Genomic DNA, 25,354 nt, shown 5'->3' on the forward strand with positions numbered 1-25,354 from the left:
GGCAGCCATCGCGAGCAAGCTCGCTCCCACCTTCGATCTGCTGAACGACACAGATTCAGTGTGGGAGCGAGCTTGCTCGCGATGGCCGTTGGCACGCTTGACCGGTCTGTTACAACTGCGCCGCCAACCGCGACCCCTGATTAATCGCCCGCTTGGCATCCAGCTCTGCCGCGACATCCGCGCCGCCGATCAGGTGCACGCTCTGCCCCGCCGCCGCCAGGCCGTCATGCAACTCGCGCAGCGGATCCTGCCCGGCGCAAATCACGATGTTGTCCACTGGCAGCACCTGAGCTTCGCCGGTTTCGCCGATGCGAATGTGCAGGCCTTCGTCGTCGATCTTCAGGTATTCAACGCTGTTGAGCATCTGCACCTGTTTGTTCTTAAGGCCCGTGCGATGAATCCAGCCGGTGGTCTTGCCCAGGCCGTCGCCGACCTTGGACGTCTTGCGTTGCAGCAGGAACACCTCGCGGGCCGGCGCATGGGGCGCGGCCTTGATACCGGCGACGCCGCCGCGCGCTTCAAGGTGTGTATCGATGCCCCATTCCTTCCAGAACGCGGCGCGATCCTGACTGGTGGCGACACCTTCATGCACAAGGAACTCGGAAACGTCGAAACCGATACCACCTGCACCAATCACCGCGACGCGCTTGCCGACCGGCTTGCGCTCCAGGATCACGTCCAGGTAGCTCAGCACCTTGGCGTTTTCCACCCCTGGAATGGCCGGCAGACGCGGCGCAATGCCGGTGGCCAGAATGATTTCGTCGTAGCCGCCCTCGACCAGCCCGGCCACGTCGACGCGGGTGTTCAGGCACACCTCGACGTTGGTGGTCTGCAACTTGCGGTTGAAGTAGCGAATGGTTTCGTAGAACTCTTCCTTGCCCGGAACGCGCTTGGCAATGTTGAACTGACCGCCGATTTCGCTGGCCGAATCGAACAGCGTCACCTGATGGCCACGCTCGGCGGCCACGGTCGCGGCGGACAGACCGGCAGGGCCGGCACCGACCACGGCGATTTTCTTCAGTTGCTGCACGGGCAGATAGTTGAGCTCGGTTTCGTGGCAGGCACGCGGGTTCACCAGGCAACTGGTCAGCTTGCCGCCGAACGTGTGGTCGAGGCAGGCCTGGTTGCAACCGATGCAAGTGTTGATTTCATCGGCACGACCTTCAGCGGCTTTGTTGACGAAATCCGGGTCGGCGAGGAACGGCCGTGCCATGGACACCATGTCGGCATCGCCCTCGGCCAGGATCTGCTCGGCGACTTCCGGGGTGTTGATACGGTTGGTGGTGATCAGCGGAATATTGACCGAACCCCGCAACTTGGCCGTAACCTTGCTGAACGCCGCGCGCGGCACTTTGGTGGCGATGGTCGGAATCCGCGCTTCGTGCCAGCCGATACCGGTGTTGATGATGGTCGCGCCGGCCTGCTCGATGGCCTTGGCCAGTTGAACGATCTCTTCCCAGGTGCTGCCGCCTTCAACCAGGTCGAGCATCGACAGACGGAAAATGATGATGAAGTTCGGGCCTACCGCTTCACGCACGCGACGAACGATCTCCACCGGCAGGCGCATGCGGTTTTCATAGCTGCCACCCCAGCGGTCGGTACGGTGGTTGGTATGGGCGGCGAGGAACTGGTTAATGAAATAACCTTCGGAACCCATGATTTCCACGCCGTCGTACTCGGCGGTTTGCGCCAGTACCGAGCAGGTGACGAAATCGCTGATCTGCTTCTCGATGCCTTCCTCGTCCAGTTCCCTGGGCTTGAACGGGTTGATCGGTGCCTGGATCGCACTTGGCGCAACCTGTTTCGGGCTGTAGGCATAACGACCGGCATGGAGGATCTGCATGCAGATCTTGCCGCCCGCGTCATGCACGGCACGGGTGACGATACGGTGCTTGAGCGCCTCTTCTTCGGTCGTCAGCTTGGCCGCGCCGGAATACACGCCACCCTCGTCATTCGGGCCGATACCGCCGGTGACCATCAGGCCGACACCGCCACGGGCACGCTCGGCAAAGTACGCCGCCATGCGCTCGAAGCCACCCGGTTTCTCTTCAAGGCCAGTGTGCATCGACCCCATCAGGGTGCGATTGCGCAGCGTGGTGAACCCCAGGTCCAGCGGAGCCAACAGGTGCGGGTATTGAGCGGCGGTCATCGGTAACTCCACATCGAGCGATCACGGAAAGTGCGGGAGCTCTGCGGCCCCCATCAGTCATGTTCGACAGACTAAGAGTCGTGCCGTCATCCCTCAATGACCGTAAATGACAACTTATTGATCGAAATGAGCAGCGACATTGGGCTAACGGGAATGACTCAAAACAAAAACGACCTGCGGTCATGAGTTTTCACTTCGATTGGAATTATTTGCATTAAGAATGGAATCAGCCAGCCATAGCCAGCCGTGTCGCGGGAACGTTAAAAACCAGCATGGACGCCGTGTGTGAAATGTTTTATGTCGTGATGTCGGGCCATTGCCAGAGGAGTTTTCGCGGTGCGGCGCTGAATGGCGGCACTCTGAAGCACACCTCCAGCTGGGCTACACGCTTGGCCGTGGCCAGACCTGAACCGCAATTCATGTACGACGCACTTGTAGAAGCATTTGTTTTTTGGGTGACGCGAGCACGTAATCCGACAACACAAAACCAAAAAGTAAAAACAACGCAATCTTTGACACGATATATTCCAGAAAAAACAATTTAAACTAACTGGAAGACAATATAACCACCCACTTATGGCGAAAAAACAGGAATTGTCTCACTCATACCCAGCAGAGGTACTAAATCGAAGAGCGGAACTCATCCGTTTTTCCCAGCTCAGCGTTGTGGATTTTAACTTTCTATTCGCCTGCAACACCCTGCTGAGGTCCTGGGCAATCGACGAAAGGACCACAAGCCCATTTCCTTGTAGATATCGTATTGATGGTCTAGATATAACTACAAAATAAAACCTCCACACAATATCAGAATGACATTAAATAAGAGGGATCTTATGCACCTTGCGCTTCGTGCAGGAAAAAATGGACTTCTTCAAGTGGGGGCGTTGTCGCTTTTAAGTCTGGCAGTACAACAGGCGCAAGCGGCTTGCGTACTCACTCCCGGCCCCGGCGTCGATGCGTATGTCTGCGACAGTGGCAGCAGCCCTGTCGGCCTGACCGACCTGCTGGGCAACAACATCCTGACCCTCCCGATTGACGGCACCGGTACCATCAACGGCAACATTGTTACCGGGGCTGGCACCGACCTCGTCGACATGATCTCCGGACGAATCGTCGGCAGCATCACTCAGGGTGATGGTGCCGATCGCTTCCGTATCAGTGCCGGTGCGGTCACGGGTGCGGTTTCCCAAGGCAATGGCATCGATGACTTTGTGATGAGTGGCGGGCAGATCCAGTCTCTGGCTCAAGGCGACGGCCGCGACACCTTCCTGATGACCGGCGGCACCATCGTCGGCGCCTTTGAAGATGGCGACGTGGCGCAGCAAACCAGCGGCACCATCGGCCGCGTCGACATGAAACTGGACAACAACATCTATGACATGTCCGGCGGCTCGATCCTTGGCAACCTCGTCACCGGATTTGGTACCGACTGGATTATCGTCACCGGGGGTACGATTGGCGGCAATATCAGTGTCAGCGGCGGCGACGACCGCATCACTGTCAGCGGCGGCGTGATAAACGGCGAGATCCGCACCAGCCTCGGCAACGACACCTTCAACTGGCTCAATGGCGGCCAGATCAAGTCCGCCGTGCTGATGGGTGATGGTAACGATACCGCGCTGCTCAGCGGCCTGACCGAAAGCCTGTTGAGCGCCACCCCATCGATCGACGGCGGCCTGGGTAATGATCAATTGACCTTCGACAACACCACTTCCAACACGGCCTCCCGCTACATCGGTTGGGAAACCGTCAGCCTCAACAACAATTCGCACTTTGACCTGGCTGGCGACTTTTTCCTCGGCGACAGCGCCAGTAATGCCGGCACGGTTTCCATCGACAACACCAGCGTGCTGGCGGTGACCCAAGGCAGCATCCGACCCTACACCGCCGGCCAGCGGGCGACCCTCATCAACGCCGGCACCATCGACATGACCACCGGCAGCAACAGCGCCGCGGACTCGCTGACGGTGTACGGCAACTACGTCGGCAACAACGGCCAGCTGTGGCTGCAAACCGTGCTCGGCGACGACACTTCCGCCACTGACAAACTGGTGGTCTCCGACGGCACCATCAGCGGCAATACCCAATTGGCGGTGACCAATCTCAGTGGCCTGGGCGGCCTGACGCAAAACAACGGGATCGAAGTGGTGCAGGCGCTCAACGGCGCAGTCAGCACTACCGATGCCTTTGCCCTGAAAGGCTCGGTTTCTGCCGGGGCCTATGAGTACTATCTGTTCAAGGGGGGTGTAACGGCAGGCTCGGAAAACAACTGGTACCTGCGCTCGTCAGTGGCAGCGGTACAACCGCCGGTGGTACCACCGCCGACACCGGTGCCGCAGGTAGTGGTGCCGGTACCACCGATTCCACCGACACCGCCGGTGGTTACGCCCGATGAACCGCCCGTGGAGCCGCCAACTTCAAGGCCCGTTGCTCCGGTCGAACCCACTGCACCTCCGCTCAACCAAATCCCGGCCGAAACCTCTCCGGAACCTGCTGTCAGTACCCCGCCATTACCGACAGCGATGGCAGGTGCCGATCCTATTCCACTGTACCGCCTGGAGGTGCCCGTGTATTCGGTGGTGGTGCCAGCCGCGCAGTTGATGACTTTGCAAGCGTTGGGCACGTTCCACGACCGCCAGGGCGAACAAAGCCTGTTGAGCGAAACCGGTGCCGTCCCGGCCGGTTGGGGTCGTGCCTATGGCCGCGATTTCAACAAGAGCTGGACCGGCACCGTGTCCCCCAGCTTCGACGGTTCTACCAAGGGCTATCAAGTGGGCCATGACCTGTATGCCTCCGAAACCAGCGGCGGGCAGATCCAACGCTTCGGCCTGTTCGTCGGCCAGAGCCGCTTGCAGGGCGATGTCAAAGGTTTCGCCGAGGGCTTCCAGGACCGTCGTTCGGGGCGGGCCGAACTCGACGGCGACAACTTCGGCGCCTATTGGACCCTCACCGATCCAACCGTGGGCTGGTACGTTGACCTTGTGGCCATGGGCACGCGCCTGGATGGCGATAACAAATCCGACCGTGGGGTGAAAATGGACAGCAAGGGCCATGCATTGGCGTTGTCCGCCGAAGCCGGCTATCCGATTGCAATTTCCGAGCACTGGGTGGTGGAGCCACAGGTCCAGGTGATCAACCAGCAGATCGATATGGACAGCCAGAACGACGGTATTTCCAAGGTCTCGTTCGACTCCCAGGACTACTGGACCGGTCGCCTCGGTGCACGCCTGAAAGGGCGCTACCTGGTACAGAACACGCCCATCGAGCCCTACGTCCGGGCGAACGCCTGGCGCACCTTTGGCGGTAGTGACACTGTGACCTATGATGACGTGGACCGGATCAAGAGTGATCACAAATCGTCCTCTGCCGATCTCGGAGTGGGTGTGGTGGCGCGGTTATCGTCAACGGTCAGCGTGTACCTGGCGGCGGATTACAACACCAATCTGGACACCAATGCCCTGGAAGGCGTGAGTGGCAATGCGGGGGTGAGGGTGAGTTGGTAAGCGAGGCCGCTCGTATGGTTATCACCCCCATTACGGCCGTTCTGTAATTAAAGAATGGTGCCCTGCAGACTGTATGAAAACCGATCAACAAGGGTGATGCTCAACGAAGATGCTCTGTATCGAAAGATAGGGAGCATCTGCATCCAGGAAGGAGTAGCGCCAGCATCGTCAGGAACCCGAACGCAATCAGCAACGGATAAGCCATCAACAGAATCAATAGCTGTTATACATCCCACAACTCGCGCAATAGCGAGCAGCTCTCATCCAGAGCAAACTCCAATTGCGAATTTCACGGTGATCCAGCCACCCTTTCAGGTAGACAGAAACTCAGGATTAACTGAAAAACAGGATATCAAGCAAGTCAATCAATCAATCAATCGTCAGCGAGTGGAACTGCACGGAGTCAAAGTACATCGAATGGCGAACATCTTGAAACGGCACATCCGCTAATTGTGGTCATGCTCAAAACCCGAAGTAAACAAATGCCATAGCTGCCGCCATACCCCATGCGACCAACGCCATTACCGTTGAATTGTGCGCTGACCAGGATTCGTCCAATCGCTGTAAGCCGAACTTCGAAAAGCCAGCCTCGTCATAACAGCAATGCATGATCGCCCGGTAGGTATATCGCAGGCCGGCCAACAGAAACAGGGTAATCAGACCAAGGACAAGTCCATGCCTGATAGTTGGTTTAACCCATTCCACAAGGTGATCCTGTTCGCAAGCAACGCTGTCGACTTCCACAAGGGTTATTTGCTGAAAGTCCGTCGAAGACCGCTTTTGGCCAATCTGGATCAGCGCCTGTTGCTCCAGATCCAGCGCCTGATACTTCCAGAGCGTTGATGACCCTTCTCGGCAGAACGTAAACGCAGCAGGACTTGAGATGGCGATAATACAAGCGTCGTTGATGTGCAGTTTTTTCAGCGTTTCCGTGGCTGACCTGGTGAAATCCAGGTCGAACACCGGATTAATCCCGGTAGCAGAAGCAGCGATCGAAACCAATAGACTGCTCAAGAGGCAGATGGCTGAAGTGTTCAAGGCCGGGTTTCCTTTTTCATTGTTTCTTTGATTTCGCAGTTCGGTTCCAACCTGCTTTGATGAGTTCCAGTACGCTGCTGGCACCCCCGATAGCTGATGGGCAATTGAATGGAAGGAGAAAGGGAGGGCATCCATTGCCCTCCCCTCCGCTGTCCACGCTCCCTGCGACAGTACTGACCAGGACCTCAAGTGGTCAGAATGAAGTCCGTCTGATCAACGGCTGCGCTGTTGACACCCACAAGGTGAATCGTGTCCGCCCCGATCCCTACCACCGTGTCCGCCCCGTTGGCCGTAATGGTCACGTTAGCAGCGAACGTCGCGCTGTTGATCCCCAGCGCCGTGATATTGAGCAAGTCTTGCCCGGCCGGATTGGCTCCGAAGTTCAGGATCGTATCGCTGCCGAAACCCGCAGCAAACGCGAACGTATCGTTACCGGCGACGCCGCCACTCATCACGTCGTTACCGCCACCGCCGGTGAGAACGTCGTTACCTGCCCCCCCCTCGATCGTGTTGGCCAGCCCGTTGCCGGTGCCCGCAAAGTTGCCGCTACCGCCGAAAAACAGATTTTCGACGTCGGCACCCAGGGTGTAGCTCGCGAGCGAGGTCCAGACCGAGTCGCTGCCGGCACCGGCAAGCTCGTTTACCACGTCCCCGAGGTCGGTGACTTCGTAGATATCGCTGCCGATACCGCCAGCCATCGTGTCGGCACCTGCGCGACCGATGATAACGTCGTTGCCTGCGCCGCCGATGAGGACGTCGTTACCCGCACCGCCCACGATCGTGTTATTGAGCTCGTTGCCGCTGCCCGCAAAGTTGCCACTACCGCCGAAATACAGATTCTCGACGCTGGCACCCAGGGTGTAGCTCGAGAGCGAGGTCCAGACCGAGTCGCTGCCGGCACCGGCAAACTCGTTCACCACGTCCCCGAGGTCGGTGACTTCGTAGACATCGCTGCCGATACCGCCAGCCATCGTGTCGGCACCTGCGCGACCGATGATAACGTCGTTGCCTGAGCCGCCGATGAGGACGTCGTTACCCGCACCGCCCGCGATCGTGTTATTGAGCTCGTTGCCGCTGCCCGCAAAGTTGCCACTACCGCCGAAATACAGATTCTCGACGTTGGCACCCAGGGTGTAGCTCGCGAGCGAGGTCCAGACCGAGTCGCTGCCGGCACCAGCGAGCTCGCTCACCACGTCCCCAAGGTCGGTGACTTCGTAGATATCGATACCGACACCGCCGGTCATCGTGTCGGCACCTGCGCCACCAATGAGGACGTCGTTACCCGCACCGCCCACGAGCGTGTTGCCGAGCGCGTTGCCTGTGCCCGCAAAGTTGCCGCTGCCGCCGAAAAACAGATTTTCGACGTCGGCACCCAGGGTATAGCTCGCGAGCGAGGTCCAGACCGAGTCGCTTCCAGCACCGGCGAGCTCAGTCACCACATCCCCAAGGTCGGTGACTTCGAAGATATCGTCACCAACACCGCCGGCCATCGTGTCGGCACCACCACCGCCGATGAGAACGTCATTGCCCGCGTCACCATTGAGGATGTCGTTGCCGCCCAGCCCGTTCAGGATGTCGTTGCCATCACCTCCGCTGGCCACGTCGTCGCCTTGCGTGCCGATAAAAATGTCGACACCGGGGGTACCGACAAACACTACACCGACGGTCACCGGGGCCGTGGCGTCGGACGCAATGCTTTCGGCCACACCGAAGTCATCCACGTAACTGACCACCACACGCACTTGATCGCCGACCTGATTCTGGCCAAGCGTGAGCGTGCTGCCGGTGGCTCCGACGATGTCGACGAAGGTGACCCCATTGGTCTCCTGCCACTGGAAGGTGAACTGCGGATTGCTGAGGCCATCGACGTCGACGATGGTCGACGGGTCGGCGGTCAACACCTGGTTCAGAAACGCAAACCCGAGGATGCCCGGCCCTGCGGTCGGTGCGTTGTTCGCCGACGAGTCGACGATCTCCAGCGTACTGCTGCCATCCTGATACACCGCCCGAACGCGCAGGTTCAGACCGGCGACATCGTCCGCCACCAGGTAGGTGGCGCCGGTTACCCGCGATGCCTCGCCGGCGGCGAGAACGGTGATGTCTTCAAAGATGCCCGAACCGGCAATGGTTTCGGCCTGCCAGTAGTAAGACACGGGACCGGTAACCGCGCCGGTCGGATTGGCCGCACTGACGCTGTTCGCGTCGCGTATCGACTGGCTGCTGACACGCAGCAGCTGGCCGGCGACAGGCGAATCGACACGCGCACCGGTGGTAGCATCGAGGATCGCCAGACGCCCCACAGGAGCGCTGTTCGAGACGGTGCCAACACCGGAGGCCTGCGCCTGGTCAGCGAACTGCAGGCGCTCGATGCCCGTCAGGCGATCGACGCCATCACGCCCTGCAACCAGGTCGGTCACAATGACAGTGTTGCCGTCGACAGCGACTGTGTACTCCGACGCATTACCTGAGTACAGCGCGGTGTCGAAGTTGTCAGTGCCGGTCAGAATCTCCCGCACGATGACCAGTTGGCCCGGGTTGTAAGTACCGTTCAACATCGCCTGGACCATCGGTTCCATGCTGTCGAACGTGGCGATTTCCGCGCCGGTGCCATCAGCGTTTGCCCGTACGCTGATGCGCACGTTCAGCCACTTGTCACCGTCGATGATGTCGTCACCACCGCGACCTTCAATGAGGTCGCTGCCGCTGCCACCGAGGATGATGTTGCCGCCGTCGAAGAATGTCGCTCCAGCTGGCAGCAGACCCGCCAGGCCGTTGATCAGGCTGATGTTGGTCAGCACACTGCCAGTTGCACCCGCGGTGGGTAGCGATGTCGCATCTTCGTTATCACCGCGCAGGAAGTCACCATGGGACGAACCCGACAGACCTTCCATGATGTCGAAGCGCACCAGCGCCGAAGCTCCTGAACCCGGCATCGGTGGCACATCGAAGAAGCGGTCGGTGTAATCAACGCTCACACCTTGGGCCAGCCCCTTGAAGGTCGCCCAGTCATAGCCCGAGCCGCCGATATAGCGGTCACCGAAGCCGAGACTGCCGACCATGATGTCGTCACCGCCTTCGCCGTTGAACTTATCGTTCTCGCTACCGCCGATGTAGACATCGTGACCGATTACCGGGTCGTTGCCGAGCGGGTCGAAGTTGTCGCCAGGTGCACCGTCCGAAGTGCCCTTCTCGATCCAGTCGTCGCCTTCGTTACCCATGTCCTGTTCGTTGGCTTTGCTGCCCAGGATAAAGTCGTTGCCCTGGCCACCAATGGCCTCGGAGGCGTCCTCACCGGTAATGATGAAGTCGTTGCCGAACCCACCAATGAGCAGGTTGACGCCGTTGCCACCGTGCAGTACGTCGTTGCCGTCGCCACCCTGGACGTTATCGTCGCCGCCGGTGTCGGTGATGATGTCGTCGCCGGCGCCACCGCGCAACTGGTCGTTGCCGTCACCGCCTTCGATGCGATCGTTGCCGCCATCACCCCAGACCGTGTCATCGCCCTCGCTGGCGATGAGGATGTCTGCGTTTTCGGTGCCACCCAGCACGATGTGCTCGTCACCTGTGTACTTGATGTAGTTGGTGTCCGCCCCCACGGTCAGCGGGTTGTCGCGGAACACCACCTGCGCGCCATTCGGGCCGAGCGGATCGACGGCGAGCAGACCTTCGTTGAACTGCCTGCCCTGGTCCACTTCCAGATAGAACCCCGGATCCGTGAACACCACGCCCGGCAAGTGCGTGGCCGAGGTGTTGGCCATGATCAGCTTGGCGAACGAGTTGCTTTCAAGTTCCGCATTCATCGTCAGGCCAGCGGTACGCTCCAGGTAGTAGAAGCGGTCGCCGTCCTGCAGTTTTTCCATCTGGTTCTCGAACACGAAGTTGAAGGTCGAGCCGAGCATGCCGCCGAACGGAGTTTTCTGTTCGGCAAGGCCGCCAATCCACATATCGATGGCATCGACACCAGTGATCGTCACGTTCCTCAGGTCGTCGGCAGTACCCAGTACCCCATCGCTACCGGCCAGCGTTACGTTGGCAAAGGCACCGGTGCTGTTGAGGAAGTCCAGGCGGTCAGCCGGCGCCCCCACACCACCGAATACCAGCGCCATAGCTGCAGCGCGTTTGCCTTCCAGCGTGGTCGCCGCCGTGATGGTGTCATGCGTGCCATAGGCCGCGATGAAGTTGATCAACGACTCCGGATGTTTGAGGTGCTGCACCAGGTCGACCCAGCTGTTGTAAGGCTTGAGTTGGGTGTCACCGGTTTGGCTGTAGATGTCGCGGCGGAACGCGTTGAGTGAAGGAATCCCCACGTCGCGGCCACGGGCGATGTTGATCGCCGGCAGGTCGAGCGGCAGGCCGAGCAGGTTATTGCGCAGCGCCTCGGTGACGAACTCGTCGATTTCGTTACCGGCTTGCCGGGTCACCCCACGGATGATCGCACTGGTCGCATCCTCTGGCGACACGCCACTGGCGGCGTACGCCAACGGGTTGAGGAACGCCGCGATCAAGCCCAGTTGCTGATCGGGATTGGCGCTGCTCGGATCGCCTATCACGTTGAAGTCGATATCGAAGCGATCGACAGTCTCGGTCAGCATCGAGTGGCCAAACCGGTACACGGTGTGGGCGAACTCGGCGACGATCGAAGGATCAAGGTCGACGTCATAGACCTGGGTCGGTGCGAAGAACAGGTCGATGTTGGGCTGGATGGTCCGCGCAAACTCCTCGAACACCAGGTGCTGATACTGCATCTCGGTGCCGAACTTGGCAGCCTGGAACAAGCGCTCGCCATTCCACTGCAGCGCATCGAACTCAGCCTGGGTAGTTGGCAACGCGGCCACCGGAGTCAACAGCCACTCGTTGAGGAAGGCCACGTCACCCGAATCGAGCACGGTGTCCTTGGTCTGCGCAACCAGCCGGTTGTGCTCGGAGTGGAAGATCGCATGCACCGCGGTCAGGCCGATGTTTTCGTTGACCCGGCCGTCGCCGGCGATGTAGTGAGCGTCGAGCAGTTCGTTGTCATAGGTCAGGTTGTTGCCGCCCGGGCCAACGGGCTGCGCATTGCCGACAAGGGTGTCGGCATCCGCCTGCAGAACCCCGCCGGTAACGACGGGCACGGCGTTGTGGGCGATGTCGTTGAGGAAGGCATGGCTGGTGCGCACCGCGTTCACGAGGCTTACCGGATTGGCCGGATCGCCTTCGACAAGCGTAGTGACATCATCGGCGGTGCCGGCAATGCCATCCGCCCCATTGTTGACCCGAATGACAACCTGCGGGAAGCCGTTCGGCCCCTTGATGAAGTTGCCATAGGCGTCAGTCGCCAGCAGCGGACCGCTGTCGATATCGGCGTCGGTCAGATTGATACCCAGCACGTCGCGTGCCTGGGCCTTGACCACCTTCCAGGTTGCCATACCACCGATTTCAACGTCGTCAGCGGTGCCAAACGTGCCATCCACCCCCAAGTCACGGTTAGTGATCAACCGGCCTGTCGCTACGGGGCCGCTGGCGGTAAGTTCATAACCGCGCAGGAACACCTGATGCGACGGGTGCGAGCTATAGGTCTGGTTCTGGTCCACGAACGGCGAGGTGGTGTTGGTGTGCTCATGGATGTCGTCGGCCGTGCCAAGAACGCCATCCGCCCCTGGCTGGTTGGTCGCGCGGGTCAGAACCATGAAGTTCGTCAGGCTACCTGGGACAAAGAGTGGATCATCCGGCTGAAGCGGAATGAAGACGGTGCCCGAACCACCTTTGGTCACCAGGTCCAGACCATGATCGAAGAACTGCCCGAAGAAGGTCATCCAGGCGTTGAACGGCGCGGACAATCCCGCATCCGACGTGGTGTTCTCGAACAGGTACACATCGCGGTCGTCGCCAGTACCGAACTGTCCATCCAGCCCGGGGCTGGCAACAATCTGTACACCTTCCTTGAGCACATCGTCGTTACCCACCGCGCCGAAGTTGAGCACACCGTCCAGGCCCGGGTCGAATGCCGTGGCATAGGCCGCCGGGTTGTTCGCTGTCTGATCGACGATCAGGTTACTGATGGTGCGCGGCTGCGAGTCGATCACAATGCCGTTGTTCTGCGCATACGACGTTCCCCCTTCCGCCGGATTGAAGACCGGATCGCCCACGCGCGGGAAGAGGTTATCGGCGGCGCCAAACTCGGTGTTGTCAATGCCGTTGAGGTTCATCAGGTTGTTGCTTGACCCGTCGACCGTACGCAGGCCCAGCGGCGCGCGGATGTTCGGGAGCAGCGAGAGGATGTCCTGACCGGCCGCATCAGCCTCGGCAATCTTGATCTGGTCAAGAATGAAGTTGAGGTCGGAGCGGACCATGTGCAGGCCCGCGCCACCCGCAGTGGCATCGACTACAGGTACCTGCGCCGTTGGCGTAACCGGTGCACCGGCAACAACGGCAGCCGTCGGCGTGGAGAACAGGATCTCCGTGGTGCCGTGACCGTCCTGATAGATAGCCTTGACCCGCAACGACAACCCGGCGAGATCAGGAGAGACCTTGAATGCGGTACCATTGGCGCTTTGGAACGCCAGGTCGCCAGCCGGCAACAGAATGATGTCCTCAAATATGCCACTGCCTGGATCGGCCTCGAACTGCCAGATGTAGGACACAGAGGAGTTGGTGATCAACCCCTGCGGATTACCCGCCGCGACGTTGTCGTCATCGCTCACCCCGGCCACGCTGACAGTCAGTAAATCGCCCACGGTGATCGCGCCGCCGTTGCCATCCGAGACAGTCGGACTGCCATCCGGTTGGGCATTCTCCCCCGCCACCAGCACTTGCTGGTTATCGGCGAACTGCAGGCGTTCGATATTCAACAGGGTATCGGTGCCGTCGCGACCCGCTACGCTATCGGCCACTGTCCAGACATCGTCCGACACATCGTCCGTGCCACGGTCGTCGACAGTCACCGCATACTCGGCTTCAAGCCCGGAGAAAATGGCGGTATCGAAGGCCGCCCCGCCCGTCGAGGTGCCGGGCATGATTTCCCGCACGGCCTTGAGCTGACCAGGGTTGATGGTGCCATCCAGCATCAACGGGATCATATCGACCATGCTGTCGAAGCTGGCGATCTCAGGGCCGGTATGGTTGACGTCAGCCGGATCATAAACGGCAATCCTGACGTTGATCCATTTGTCGCCGTCGATCAGGTCATCGCCACCGCGGCCCTCGATCAGGTCGCTGCCATCACCGCCGAGGATGATGTTGCCAGTGGCAAAGCCGGTGACCGGCAGTCCGGCATCGGCCAGGAACTGGTCCAGTCCGCGGATCAATGCGACATTGGTCAGCGCACTGCCCGTGGTACCGCCGTGGTTGATGATAGTGTCCGCATCGACATCATCACCTCTGAGTACATCGCCAAAACTCGAACCGGACAAGCCTTCGACCTCGGCAAAACGGTCGAGAATCGAGGCTGGCGAGGCACCGACCGGATTGAATATGCCGGCATTCTGGCTTGGTGTATTGCCATGGGGCTGAGCCAGCGCGGCCATGCTCAGGTCAGCGGTCACGCCGACCCTGTCGTTCTTGTAGGTCACCCAGTCGAAGCCGGACATGCCGTCCATCTTGTCCTGGGCATCGCTGCCAACGAAGATGTCATCGCCACCCTCGCCGATCATTTCGTCGAAACCGCCACCACCAGTAAAGATGTCGTTGCCGATCACATCGTCATTGAGCAACGGCGAGGCGTTATCGCCAGGTGCACCGTCCTGGGTGCCCTTCTCGATCCAGTCATCACCTTCGCCACCGGTAGCCGGCAGGTTGGTCTTGGCACCGAGAATGAAGTCGTCACCCTGGCCGCCGAAGGAAAGGGAGATGTCTTCAGTGGTGATGATGAAGTCCTGGCCGTCGCCACCCAGGATCAGGTTGCCTCCGGCAAGCATGCTGCCAGCCACGATCACATCGTTACCGTCATTGCCTTCCAGACGGTTGTCACCGAACGAATCGCTGATGATGTCATCGCCCGCGCCGCCCAGTACCGCATCGTTCCCGGCACCGCCTTCAAGGCGGTCGTTGCCGCCGTCGCCGTAAAGGGTGTCATCGCCCTCACCGGAAATGATGATGTCATTGCCGGCGGTGCCGCCCATGACGATATGGTCTTCACCGGTGTACTGCAGATAATTGGTGTCCGGACCCACGGTGTCAGGGTTGTCGCGAATCACCAGCGACACGACTTCCACGCCGTTGATCATGATACCGCCGGTCGGATCGGCGCGGCCATCCACGCCAAGGCCGGTGAACTGGGCGGTCTGATCCACCTCAAGGGTGAACGTCGGCGTCAGGAACACGGTGTTCGACAGGTGGGTGACATCGGTGTTGAGCATGATCAGCTTGGCAAAGGAGTTGTTTTCCAACTCGGCGCCGAAGTTCAGGCCCGCGGTACGCGCCAGGTAGTAGAAGCGGTCGCCGTTCTGCAACGCCTCCATCTGGGTTTCAAACACAAAGTTGAACGTCGAGCCGAGCATGCCGCCGAACGGCATCTTCTGTTCGGCGAGGCCACCGACCCAGAAGTCGATGTCGTCGACGCCCGTGACCGTCACACCGGTCAGGTCATCGGCAGTACCCAGTACCCCATCCGCGCCGGCCAGCGTTACGTTGGCATAGGCACCGGTGCTGTTGAGGAAGTCCAGGCGGTCAGCCGGCGAACCCGCACCGTTGAATACCAGCGCAAAGGCTGCAGCGCGTTTGTCTGCCAGCGTGGTCGCCGCCGTGATCGTGCTATGCGTGCCATAGGCCGCGATGAAGTTGACCAGCGACTCGGGGTGCTTGAGGCTGTCTGCCAGGTCAGCCCAACTGATGTACGGCTTGAGTTGGCTGTCGCCGGTGGATGCGTAAAACTCGCGACGCGCCTCATTCAAGGTGGGGATGCCCGTGTCGCGACCACGTGCCAGGTTCAGGCTCGGCAAATCGAGCGGCAGACCGAGCAGGTTGTTGCGCAACGCTTCGGTGACGAACTCATCGATCTCGTTGCCGACCTGGCGGGTCACACCGCGAATGATCGCCCCTGCCGCCTGGTCCGCAGTCACCCCGCTGCTGGCGAACGCCAGCGGGTTGAGGAAGGCCGCGATCAGACCCAGTTGCGAGTCCGGGTTGGTGGGGTCAGTGAGCAGCGGATTGAACGCGGGGTCGAAGCGATCGACAGTTTCGGTCAACATCGAGTGACCGAAGCGATACACCACGTGGGCGAACTCGGCGAGGATTGCCGGGTTGATCGAGGTGTCATACCCGCTGGGTGCAAGGAATTCGTCGATCTGCGGCTGAATGGTCCGCCCGAACTCTTCGAACACCAGGTGTTGGTACTGCATTTCGGTGCCGAACTTGGCGGCCTGGAACAGGCGTTCGCCATCCCACACCAATGCCGCAATCTCGGCAGGTGTAGTCGGTATTGCAGCCACGTCGTCCACCAGCCACTCATTGAGGAAGGCCAGATCGCCTGCGGCAATGATGGTGTCCTTCGATTGCTGGACCAGGCGGTTGTGCTCGGAGTGGAACACATGGTGCACGGTGGTCAGGCCAATGTTCTCGTTGACCCGGCCGTCGCCGGCAATATAGTGGGCGTCGAGCAGTTCGTTGTCATAGGTCAGGTTGTTGCCGCCAGGGCCAACGGGCTGCGCATTGCCGATAGCGATGTCGGCATCCGCCTGCAGAACCCCGCCGACGACGACCGGCGCGGCATTATGGGCGATGTCGTCGAGGAAACCATGCCCGGTGCTCACGGCATTGGCCAGACTGATGGGAGCTGCCAGGTTGCCTTCGACCAGTTGAGTAACGTCATCAGCGGTCCCGGCGATGCCGTCAGCACCGTTACTGATGCGAATCACCACCTGCGGCATGCCGTTCGGCCCGCGGATGAAGTTGCCGTACGCATCGGTTGCCAGTAATGGCACGTTGTGCACATCGGCGTCAGTCAGGTTGATGCCCAGAATGTCACGGGCCTGGGCCTTGACCACTGCCCAGGTCGCCATGCCGCCATTTTCGCCGTCGCCATCATCGGCCGTGCCGAACCGGCCATCCGGGCCGAGGTCGCGGTTGGTAATCAAGCGCCCCGTTGCAACAGGATCGCCCGCCGCATTGATGACGTACTCGCGCAGAAACACCTGGTGCGAAGGGTGCGAGGCGTAGGTCTGGCTTTGGTCGACGAACGGCGAGGTGGTGTTGGTCTGGCCATCATCGGCCGTGCCGACTACTCCGTCCGCGCCGGCGGTATGCACTGCGCGTGACAGCACCATGAAGTTGGTCAGGCTGCCCGGGACGAACAACGGATCGTCCGCCTGCAGCGGAATGAACACGACGTCGGTAGTGCTCTTGGTGACCAGGTCGAGACCGTGATCGAAGAACTGGCCGAAGAAGGTCATCCACGAGTTGAAGCTGGCGGTCAGGCCGACGTCCGGCGACACGTTGGGCATGAAGAACACGTCCTTGTCATCGGCCGTGCCGAACACGCCATCCAGTCCGGGGCTGGTGACTATCTGTACGCCATCCTTGAGTACGTCGTCATTACCCACCGTGCCGAAGTTGAGTACACCGTCCAGGCCCGGGTCGAACGCAGAGGCATAGGCCGCCGGGTTGTTGGCGGTCTGGTCGACGACCAGGTTACTGATAATCCGTGGTTGCGGGTCGATCACCGTCCCTGTTCCGGCGTACTGCGCCGATAGAAAGGAAGGATCGAGCAGGCGTGGGAAGTCAGCGTCCGCGGCGCCAAAATCACTCTGGCCGGTGACCAGGTTATTGAAGCTGCCATCGACGGTACGCAGGCCGAACGGCACCTGGGTATTGGGAAGCAAATCAATGAGGCTGGTGCCGGCGGCATTCGCCTCGGCGATAAAGATTTGCTTGAGGATGAATTCCAGGTCCGACTTGCTGAAATTGGCCATTTTGGATTGCCCTCGATCTGTCTGGTTAAAGGCGCGGGACGAGAAAATCCTCCCGCGCCAAGTCAAGTGATGGCTTGCGCAGTTTGTTGGTTATGTTTTTTTGCGAGAGCTGGCGTTACCCGGGACCCGGGATTCGCGCCTGGAATTCGCGATATGAATTGCTCGCCGGGCGATCAGGCAGAGCGGATTCGAGCCTTGGGCGGGCCATGGAATCTGGAAGTGAAGGCGAACGTCCTGGACAGTCCCTTCCCTCTGCAAAACAACGAAATGATCGACATGGTTCTGCTCCTCCCGGGAAATCACCGCGCCTTGCGTTGCCAAAGCGATGGCAAGCTTCAGGCGGGCGGCCCCCCCGATAACTAAGACTAAAGTTCCATAGCAAAACTTTGTCAATATTACGTCGTTAAAACAGACGACTGGTGGCAGGCATCACAACTATCTGTTTTTTAAGGACATATAGAAAGTTGTGTGCTGGTATAGAGCGAAATGTTATTTCGGAGTGATTCAGCGCCACCTACGCTGCTGCATAAGGGAGCAACGCAGCGATTTCGGAAGACTCGCCATCCATAGAGCGACCAGCCTGCGTGTCCATAAGCTGTTTACAGGACTACATTTACTGTTAGCTGTTGCGCTCCAAGGGCAATCGGCTTTTCGCAGTGGGAGGATCAAAATGCCCAAGCAGTCGAGCATCCGTTCAGAACTGGCCGACGCGCTCTTTCGCCTGCGCCGCAGTTTTTATTCGCTGGCTGCTTTCAGCGGTGTCATAAACGTCATGATGTTGACGCCAGCTATTTATATGCTGCAGGTTTACGATCGAGCCCTGGTCAGTCGCAACGTCACGACGCTGACGATGCTGACTGTCCTGGTAGTAGGTCTGTTCTTGCTGATGTCCACACTGGAAATGGTCCGCACCCGCGTACTGATCCGGGTCGGCAACTGCCTCGACATGGACCTCAACCGACGCATTTTCACTGCTGCATTCGAGCGCAACCTGAACCGCGCCGGAGGTAACCCGGCCCAGGCCCTGCAGGACCTCGCGCAGGTTCGTCAGTTCGTCACCGGCAACTCTCTGTTCGCTTTCTTCGATGCACCCTGGACGCCTATCTACCTGCTGGTCGCCTATTTGATTCACCCGATACTCGGACTGATCACGCTGATCGGCTCGCTGATTCTGGTGGCCCTGGCCTGGCTCACTGAAAAGGCGACGCAGAAGCCGCTGGCCGAAGCCAATCAGGCCGCCCTCTCCTCCGGCCAGTACGCCAACAACAACCTGCGCAACGCCGAGGTCATCGAGGCCATGGGCATGCTGCCGTCGATCAGCAAGCGCTGGTACCAAAGCCATTTGCGCATTCTGGAAATGCAAACCCTGGCCTCCGATCGTGCCGCCGTGATCAGCAGCACCGGGCGCTTCGTGCGGATCACTTTGCAGTCGCTGATCCTCGGCGCCGGCGCGCTTCTGGCGATCGAAGGCAAGATCACCCCGGGGATGATGATTGCCTGCTCGATCCTCACCGGCCGCGCACTGGGTCCGGTGGAACAGGTCATCGCGTCGTGGAAGCAATTGCTCGGCTGCCGCTCGGCCTGGGGCCGTCTCAACGAGATGCTGCAAGACTTTCCGCGCCGGCCACCGAGCATGTCGCTGCAGCGGCCAATGGGCATGCTGGCGGTGGAGAATGTGTATGCCGGTGCCCCAGGGACCACCAACACGATTCTGCGCGGTGTGAGCTTCAGCCTTGTCCCCGGCGAAAGCCTTGGCATTATCGGTCCGTCCGCCTCGGGCAAATCCACCCTCGCCCGCTTGCTGGTTGGCGTCTGGCCGACGCAGGCCGGCAAGGTGCGCCTGGACGGCGCGGACATCTTCAACTGGAACAAGGGCGAACTGGGTCCCTGGCTCGGCTACCTGCCACAGGACGTGGAGCTGTTCGAGGGCACCATCGCCGACAACATTGCGCGCTTTGGCGAAGTGGACAGCGAAGCGGTCATCCGCGCCGCCAAGATCACTGGCGTGCACGAGATGATCCTGCGTTTTCCGCAGGGTTATGACACCCGCCTGGGCACCGATGGCAGCCCGCTATCCGGCGGCCAGAAGCAGCGCATTGCCTTGGCCCGCGCGCTGTATGGCGAGCCCAATCTGATCGTGCTGGACGAGCCGAACGCCAACCTCGACGACGTCGGCGAAAAGGCCTTGGTCGATGCTCTGGCCGAACTCAAGGGCCGTGGCGCCACCGTCATTCTGATTTCTCACCGTCCCAACGTACTCTGTGCCGTCGATAAGGTGCTGATGCTGCGCGACGGCGGCGTGCAGATGCTAGGTACGCGCGATGAAGTATTCGCAGCGCTGCGCAAGGCCAGTGTGATCCCTGCAGGCGCATCAACTCCGCTGGCCTCCGTCAAAGCACGGGAGTGACCGATCATGCAAATGAGCCAACATACCGAGATGATTACAGCCGATCCCAGGAGCGTGGTAGACCTGGACGTCGGCAAACCCGCGCGGTGGGGCGTGTGGCTGGTGCTTGCCGGCTTCGGCGGCTTCCTCCTGTGGTCCTGGCTGGCGCCACTGGATGCCGGCGTGGTAGCGACAGGCACGGTCAAGGTCACCAGCAATCGCAAAGCCGTGCAGCATCTGAGCGGCGGTACCGTGGAGGCCATTCTCGTTCGCGAAGGCGATCTGGTGACAAAAGGCCAGGAGGTGGTCCGCCTCGATTCACTGCGTGCCGCTGCCGAACAGGGGGCGGTCAGCGCCCAGTACATCGTCAGCAAGACGGTGGAAAACCGTCTGGAAGCGGAACGTGACAACCGCGATGTGGTGAACTTCGATCCTGAACTGCTCAAGCGCTTCAAGGATGACCACCGCCTGGAAGCCGCCATGGACCTGCAACAGCGCCTGCTCGACACCCGGCGCGCCGGTCTCGCTGGCGAAATCAGCATCCTGCAGGAGAACCTGGCGGCGTCGGCAGTGCAGCTCAAGGGCCTGCAGCAGGTCTATAGCGCCCGCGCCTCTCAGATCAGTTTCCTCAACCAGGAACTGCAAGGCACCCGCGTGCTGACGGCCGAAGGCTATGTGCCGCGCAACCGCCTGCTTGAGCTGGAGCGCAGCAACGCCGACCTCGCCGCCGGCCAGGCCGAGAACCTCAACAACATCGCCCGGGTGCGTAGCCAGACCACCGAAATCAAGCTGCGCATCCTGCAGCGCCAGCACGATTACCTGAAGGAAGTCGAGTCGCAGCTGACGGAAACCGCCAAGGAAAACACTACCCTGGCCGACCGCTTGCGCGCCCTCGACTACGAAGTGACCCACACGGTGATTCGTTCGCCGATCGACGGCATGGTCCAGGCCCTGAGCATCGCCACCGTCGGCGGGATCATTCAGCCCGGCTTCAAGATCATGGAAATCGTTCCGGTCAACGAACCGTTGCAGGTCGACGCGATGATTCCCGTGCAGGCCATCGACAAGATGTTCCCCGGCCTGCCCGTGGACATTTCCTTCCCGGCTTTCAACCATGCCCAGACGCCAAACATCCCCGGCCGCGTGATGACCATCTCCGCCGACCGTCTGATGGACGAGGAAAGCAAGCAGCCGTTCTATCTGGCCCAAGTGGAAGTCACCCCCGATGGCATGAGCCTGCTTGGCACCAATCACATTCGCCCCGGCATGCCCGCCAGCGTCACCATCAAGACAGGCGAACGCAATATGTTGAGCTATCTTCTTAAACCAATGCTCGAACGTGTGGACAGCTCATTCAAGGAACAATGAAATGGACCGTCATTGCCTGCTCTTCTGCCTGATGGGGTTGGCCTTGCCGGCCGACGCGATGGACCTCAAGCAAGCCTGGGACCTGTTGCAGTTCCAGGGCCCTATCTATCAGGCCGCCGTGCATGAAAAAAAGGCCGGCGGGGAAAACCGCGCTATCGGCAAGGCCGGCCTGCTACCGCAGATCAATGCCTCGGCCTACGACAACAAGGTCAACGGCACACAACGCCAGAGCGGTATCGAAAGAGATCTCGACTACGACTCCAAGGGCGCTAACGTGCGCCTGCGCCAACCACTGTTCAACAAACAGAAAATGGCCGAATACCGCCAGGGTCAGCAGCGTGCCGACTACAGCAACGCAGTATTCGACGCCAAGAGCCAGGACGCCGCGGTGCGCCTGGCCGAAAGCTATTTCGATGTGCTCCTGGCCAGCGAAACCATCACCCTGGCCAAGTCCAAGCTGAACGCCTTCGACGAACAACTCGCCTCGGCGAAACGGCGCCTGGAACTGGGGGCCGGCACCGTCACCGACGTCGACGAGTCGACCGCTCGCCGCGACCTCGCCGAAGCCGAACTGATCGAAGCGCAAGACAACCTGGTCAACGCGCGCCGCAAGCTCGAGGAATACATCGGTGAAACCCCCGAATCGCTGACCACCTTGCGTCCGAGCTTCGATACACCACCGCTGCAGCCGAGCAACCTGCAGGATTGGCTGGTCAAAGCCCAGACCGACAGCCCCCTGCTCCATGCGCGCCGCTATAGCCGCAACCTCGCCGAGGAAGAAGTGAAGCGCGCCAGGGCCGGCCACTGGCCAACCCTGGATTTCGTTGCCGGCTACACCGCGGGTGAGAGCCAATCACTCTCCGAGCTGAATCAACGCAACCGCTACGGTTCGATCGGACTGGAAGTCAATATCCCGCTGTACAGCGGTGGCGGCGTCAGCGCGCTGACACGCCAGGCCAGCGCCAACAGCGACAAGGCCTCGGACGAGCTCGACGCTGCACGACAGGAGGTCATCACTGGAACCACCCGTGAGTATCAAGGCATTCTGAGCGGTGCCAAACGCATTCGCGCGCTGGAGAAGGCCGTAGCGTCCAACGAACGCTCACTGGCATCGTCACGCAAGGGCTTCAAGGAAGGCGGCACCAGCACCAACTCGGACGTCCTCAATGCCGAAGAGCTGCTTTTCGTTGCGCGCCACGATCTGTTCGATGCCAAGTTGCGCTATTTGATGTCGCGCCTGCGCCTGGCCTCCTCGGTGGGCAGCCTGGGCGACGACGATATCGACCAGATCAACAACTACCTCGGCCCGGAACTGCTGGTCACCAACTGACGCTCACCTGCCGGTCGGTCAAGCCAAATGATGGCAGACCGGCGCCCCTCCTCCCATGATCCCCATCCAGCCATTCATGGCCGCGTCGCGGCGCAGAAAGGCAGCCGCCAGCGAAAAAAACAGCCAACGCTTGAAATTTGCCCACTAAGGCCTTGATTCCCTTTATGCTCGAACCGGTTCCAGGCTGTAAACTGTTTCCCCATGCGCAAACTTTTGTACCTGACATTTTCCATGGCGTTGCTCGCCGCCCTCACGACCTACGCGATGTGGGCCGCAGACCGGCCGGTGGGTCATTACCTTTCGGATCTGCGGATCAACCTGGCTGTCGACCAGGGCACGCCTGCGGACCGTGGCAATCTGTTGGGCATTCAGCCCGAACTGTTTCCCACCGATTATCAAAGCCCCGAGCGTTTGCACCGCAAGCTCGCGGCCTATCTGCAAGCAGCCCGGGACCAGGGTCTGTTGAACGACAAGACCGTCGTCGTGTTGCCGGAGCACGTCGGTACCTGGCTGATGGTCAGCGGCGAGAAGGATGAGTTGTACCAAGCCAGCACCCTCAAGGAGGCCATGAACTGGCTGGCGGTGAGCAATCCCCTGAAGTTCGCCAAGGCGTTGATCAGCGCCGAGGGCGGCAACCGTCTGGACGATGCCCACTTGCGTATGAAAGCCAAGGCGATGGCCAGAGACTACCAGGCATTGTTCGGAGGGCTGGCCAGGGAATTCCACGTGACGCTGGTGGCGGGTTCCATCGTACTGCCCGAACCGAGCATCATCGACGGCACCTTGAGAATCGGCCGCGGCGCGCTGTACAACAGCAGCGTGGTGTTCAACAGCGAGGGCCTGCCGATCGGCCAGCCCCAGCGCCAGATACACCCGTTCTTCGCAGAACAGAACGGGATCAAGGCGAACGGCGAGCACTCGCTCAATGTCGTTGATACCCCCGCCGGAAGGCTGGGCGTATTGATCGGTCACGACAGCTGGTACCCGGAAAACTACCTCAAGCTCAACGACCAAAGCGTACAACTGGTCGCGGTACCGGCCTTTGTTGCCGGCCGTGGCACCTGGGATCAACCGTGGCGTGGCTACAGGGGCTCGTCAGCGCCGACATCGGTCATCTTGCAGCCTGGAGAAGTCAGTGAAGGCCAGGCCTGGCAGCGCCTGAATCTCACGACCCGGACACCTGCCAGTCAAGCCGTCGCTGGCATGAGTGTGTTCCTGCGGGGTCAGTTCTGGGATCAGGGCAGCGCCGGACACAGCTTCCTCAGCAGTAACGGCCAGCATTTTGCCGACGGCAATGCCCATGGTGCGCGTTTGCTGAACCTCTGGTTGTAGCCATGAAGCCGCAGCCGATGCGCCTGGGCGATCTGTCGGTGGGCTTTGTTCATAGCCTGGCCGATGCCGTGCGCAGTCATGGCGTAGATCCTCAGCCACTGCTCGATCAATACGGCCTCGACGCCGGGCGCCTGAGCGAAGCCGGTGCCCGACTGTCGATACCGCGCTACATGCGCCTGGGCCACAGCGCCATTCAACTGACCGGCAACCCGGCCCTTGGCTTGCGCATGGGCCAGCTCAGTCGCCTGAGCCAGGCTGGCCTTGCTGGCGTCACTGCGGCCCAGGCGCCGACGGTACGTGAAGCCGCCCGCTGCCTGATTCGATTCGAAGCCTTGTATGGCTCCAATTATCGGGGTCAATCAAGCTTTCACGAAGACGCCCAGGGCGCCTGGCTGCGCTTCTATTCGATCAGCCCCTATAACGCCTACAACCGCTTTGTGGTGGATTCGATCATCGCCGGCTGGTTGCAGCAATTGTCCAGTGTCAGCCCTGCCCCGCTGCGCGCCGAACGCATCGAGATCGAATTCGAGGAGCCCGGTTACCGCGCGGCCTATGACGTGTTGGGTGACTGTCCGATTCAGTTTGGCGGCGAGCGCAATCAACTGCGCTTGAGCCTGGAAAGTCTCGCCCAGCGCAACCCCGAGCATTGCCCGAGTACCTGGCGGCATTTGCTGCAACTGTGTGAGCGAGAACTGGAACAACTGACACGCACCCGCAGCCTGCGCGAACGCATCATCGCGCTGCTGGGCCCCCTGCTCAATGGTGGCCGGGAACCCGACCTGCAAGAGGTGGCGGCACGCCTGAAGCTGCCCACCTGGACCCTGCGCCGCAAGCTCGCCGAAGAAGGCACGCAGTTTCGTGCAATTCTCAACGACACCCGTCGCGACCTGGCCATGACCTACATACGCGACACCGAACTGGCGTTCGGAGAGATCGCCTACCTGCTGGGTTTTGCCTCAGCCGAAGCGTTTCAACGCGCATACAAACGCTGGAACGGACAGACCCCCGGCGAATTTCGCCGCAGTCATCGCCAATCCGCCTGATGCCTACAACTCGGTAGCGTCTTCCGCCGGCTCCAGTGGGTCCAGTTCGAAAGCCTGGTACTCGAGCAGCTCTTCTTGATAATCGTCCATTTTTGAATCCCCCAACCCATATTAAAAACGTCTGAATAAATGACCAATTCCCAGAGCATAAAGTGCCCGCATGAAAGAAAAATGACGCGGACACGACACTCTGTCGCTACTGAATAAAACGTAGCAGCTGGTCAGGAATTTATCATCGGATTTTTTCGCGGGAGGCCACAGAACAGTGGTCTTGGTTGACGAGGGTCAATCTTTTGGCTGGCCACGGGATCGGGTCATCCGA

The 25,354-nt window shown here is 60.3% G+C and carries 10 protein-coding genes; 7 read left to right on the forward strand and 3 right to left on the reverse strand.

What is annotated here, in order from left to right; genetic code table 11:
* Positions 1–109 precede the first annotated feature (109 nt).
* The gene (locus J4D25_RS15830; protein WP_057714105.1) at positions 110–2,149 is read right to left on the reverse strand and encodes an FAD-dependent oxidoreductase; all 2,040 of its coding nucleotides are present in this window, start codon (positions 2,147–2,149) and stop codon (positions 110–112) included.
* Positions 2,150–2,421: 272 nt separating this feature from the next.
* On the opposite strand from J4D25_RS15830, the gene J4D25_RS15835 reads away from it, so the two are divergent.
* Positions 2,422–2,694 carry a hypothetical protein gene (locus J4D25_RS15835; protein ID WP_131726854.1) on the forward strand — a complete coding sequence of 91 codons (273 nt, stop codon included), beginning with the start codon at positions 2,422–2,424 and terminating at the stop codon, positions 2,692–2,694.
* Positions 2,695–2,982: 288 nt separating this feature from the next.
* Positions 2,983–5,652: an autotransporter outer membrane beta-barrel domain-containing protein gene (locus J4D25_RS15840; protein WP_057714104.1), complete on the forward strand. Its 2,670-nt coding sequence runs from the start codon at positions 2,983–2,985 to the stop codon at positions 5,650–5,652.
* A gap of 462 nt (positions 5,653–6,114) precedes the next feature.
* Here the strand turns inward: J4D25_RS15840 and J4D25_RS15845 are convergent, their stop codons facing one another.
* Complete coding sequence (locus J4D25_RS15845) at positions 6,115–6,825, reverse strand: hypothetical protein (protein WP_157858922.1); 711 nt, start codon at positions 6,823–6,825, stop codon at positions 6,115–6,117.
* A gap of 50 nt (positions 6,826–6,875) precedes the next feature.
* Positions 6,876–17,573, reverse strand: a complete 10,698-nt coding sequence (locus tag J4D25_RS15850) for a peroxidase family protein (protein WP_057714102.1) — start codon at positions 17,571–17,573, stop codon at positions 6,876–6,878.
* A gap of 670 nt (positions 17,574–18,243) precedes the next feature.
* On the opposite strand from J4D25_RS15850, the gene J4D25_RS15855 reads away from it, so the two are divergent.
* The 5 genes from J4D25_RS15855 (at position 18,244) to J4D25_RS15875 (ending at position 25,032) form a co-directional block, all read left to right on the forward strand.
* A complete protein-coding gene (locus J4D25_RS15855) occupies positions 18,244–19,980 on the forward strand; it encodes a type I secretion system permease/ATPase (RefSeq protein ID WP_057714100.1) in 1,737 nt (578 codons plus the stop codon).
* 6 nt (positions 19,981–19,986) lie between these two features.
* The gene (locus J4D25_RS15860) at positions 19,987–21,327 is read left to right on the forward strand and encodes an HlyD family type I secretion periplasmic adaptor subunit (RefSeq protein WP_057714099.1); all 1,341 of its coding nucleotides are present in this window, start codon (positions 19,987–19,989) and stop codon (positions 21,325–21,327) included.
* A 1-nt stretch (position 21,328) separates the two neighbouring features.
* Positions 21,329–22,657, forward strand: coding sequence for a TolC family outer membrane protein (locus J4D25_RS15865; RefSeq protein WP_057714098.1), 1,329 nt, complete (start codon positions 21,329–21,331; stop codon positions 22,655–22,657).
* Positions 22,658–22,858: 201 nt separating this feature from the next.
* A complete protein-coding gene (locus tag J4D25_RS15870) occupies positions 22,859–23,989 on the forward strand; it encodes a carbon-nitrogen hydrolase family protein (protein ID WP_057714097.1) in 1,131 nt (376 codons plus the stop codon).
* Between the two features lie 2 nt (positions 23,990–23,991).
* Positions 23,992–25,032: an AraC family transcriptional regulator gene (locus tag J4D25_RS15875; RefSeq protein ID WP_057714096.1), complete on the forward strand. Its 1,041-nt coding sequence runs from the start codon at positions 23,992–23,994 to the stop codon at positions 25,030–25,032.
* Positions 25,033–25,354: the final 322 nt, after the last annotated feature.

It is taken from the genome of Pseudomonas sp. GW456-L13 (assembly GCF_017350115.1).
Taxonomy (GTDB): Bacteria; Pseudomonadota; Gammaproteobacteria; order Pseudomonadales; family Pseudomonadaceae; genus Aquipseudomonas; species Aquipseudomonas jessenii.

Coding starts and splice junctions, on each gene's coding strand:
- J4D25_RS15860 (WP_057714099.1), top strand. CDS start 19,987: ATGCAAATGAGCCAACATACCGAGATGATTACAGCCGATCCCAGGAGC.
- J4D25_RS15875 (WP_057714096.1), top strand. CDS start 23,992: ATGAAGCCGCAGCCGATGCGCCTGGGCGATCTGTCGGTGGGCTTTGTT.
- J4D25_RS15865 (WP_057714098.1), top strand. CDS start 21,329: ATGGACCGTCATTGCCTGCTCTTCTGCCTGATGGGGTTGGCCTTGCCG.
- J4D25_RS15870 (WP_057714097.1), top strand. CDS start 22,859: ATGCGCAAACTTTTGTACCTGACATTTTCCATGGCGTTGCTCGCCGCC.
- J4D25_RS15850 (WP_057714102.1), bottom strand. CDS start 17,573: ATGGCCAATTTCAGCAAGTCGGACCTGGAATTCATCCTCAAGCAAATC.
- J4D25_RS15855 (WP_057714100.1), top strand. CDS start 18,244: ATGCCCAAGCAGTCGAGCATCCGTTCAGAACTGGCCGACGCGCTCTTT.
- J4D25_RS15835 (WP_131726854.1), top strand. CDS start 2,422: ATGGACGCCGTGTGTGAAATGTTTTATGTCGTGATGTCGGGCCATTGC.
- J4D25_RS15840 (WP_057714104.1), top strand. CDS start 2,983: ATGCACCTTGCGCTTCGTGCAGGAAAAAATGGACTTCTTCAAGTGGGG.
- J4D25_RS15830 (WP_057714105.1), bottom strand. CDS start 2,149: ATGACCGCCGCTCAATACCCGCACCTGTTGGCTCCGCTGGACCTGGGG.
- J4D25_RS15845 (WP_157858922.1), bottom strand. CDS start 6,825: ATGGATGCCCTCCCTTTCTCCTTCCATTCAATTGCCCATCAGCTATCG.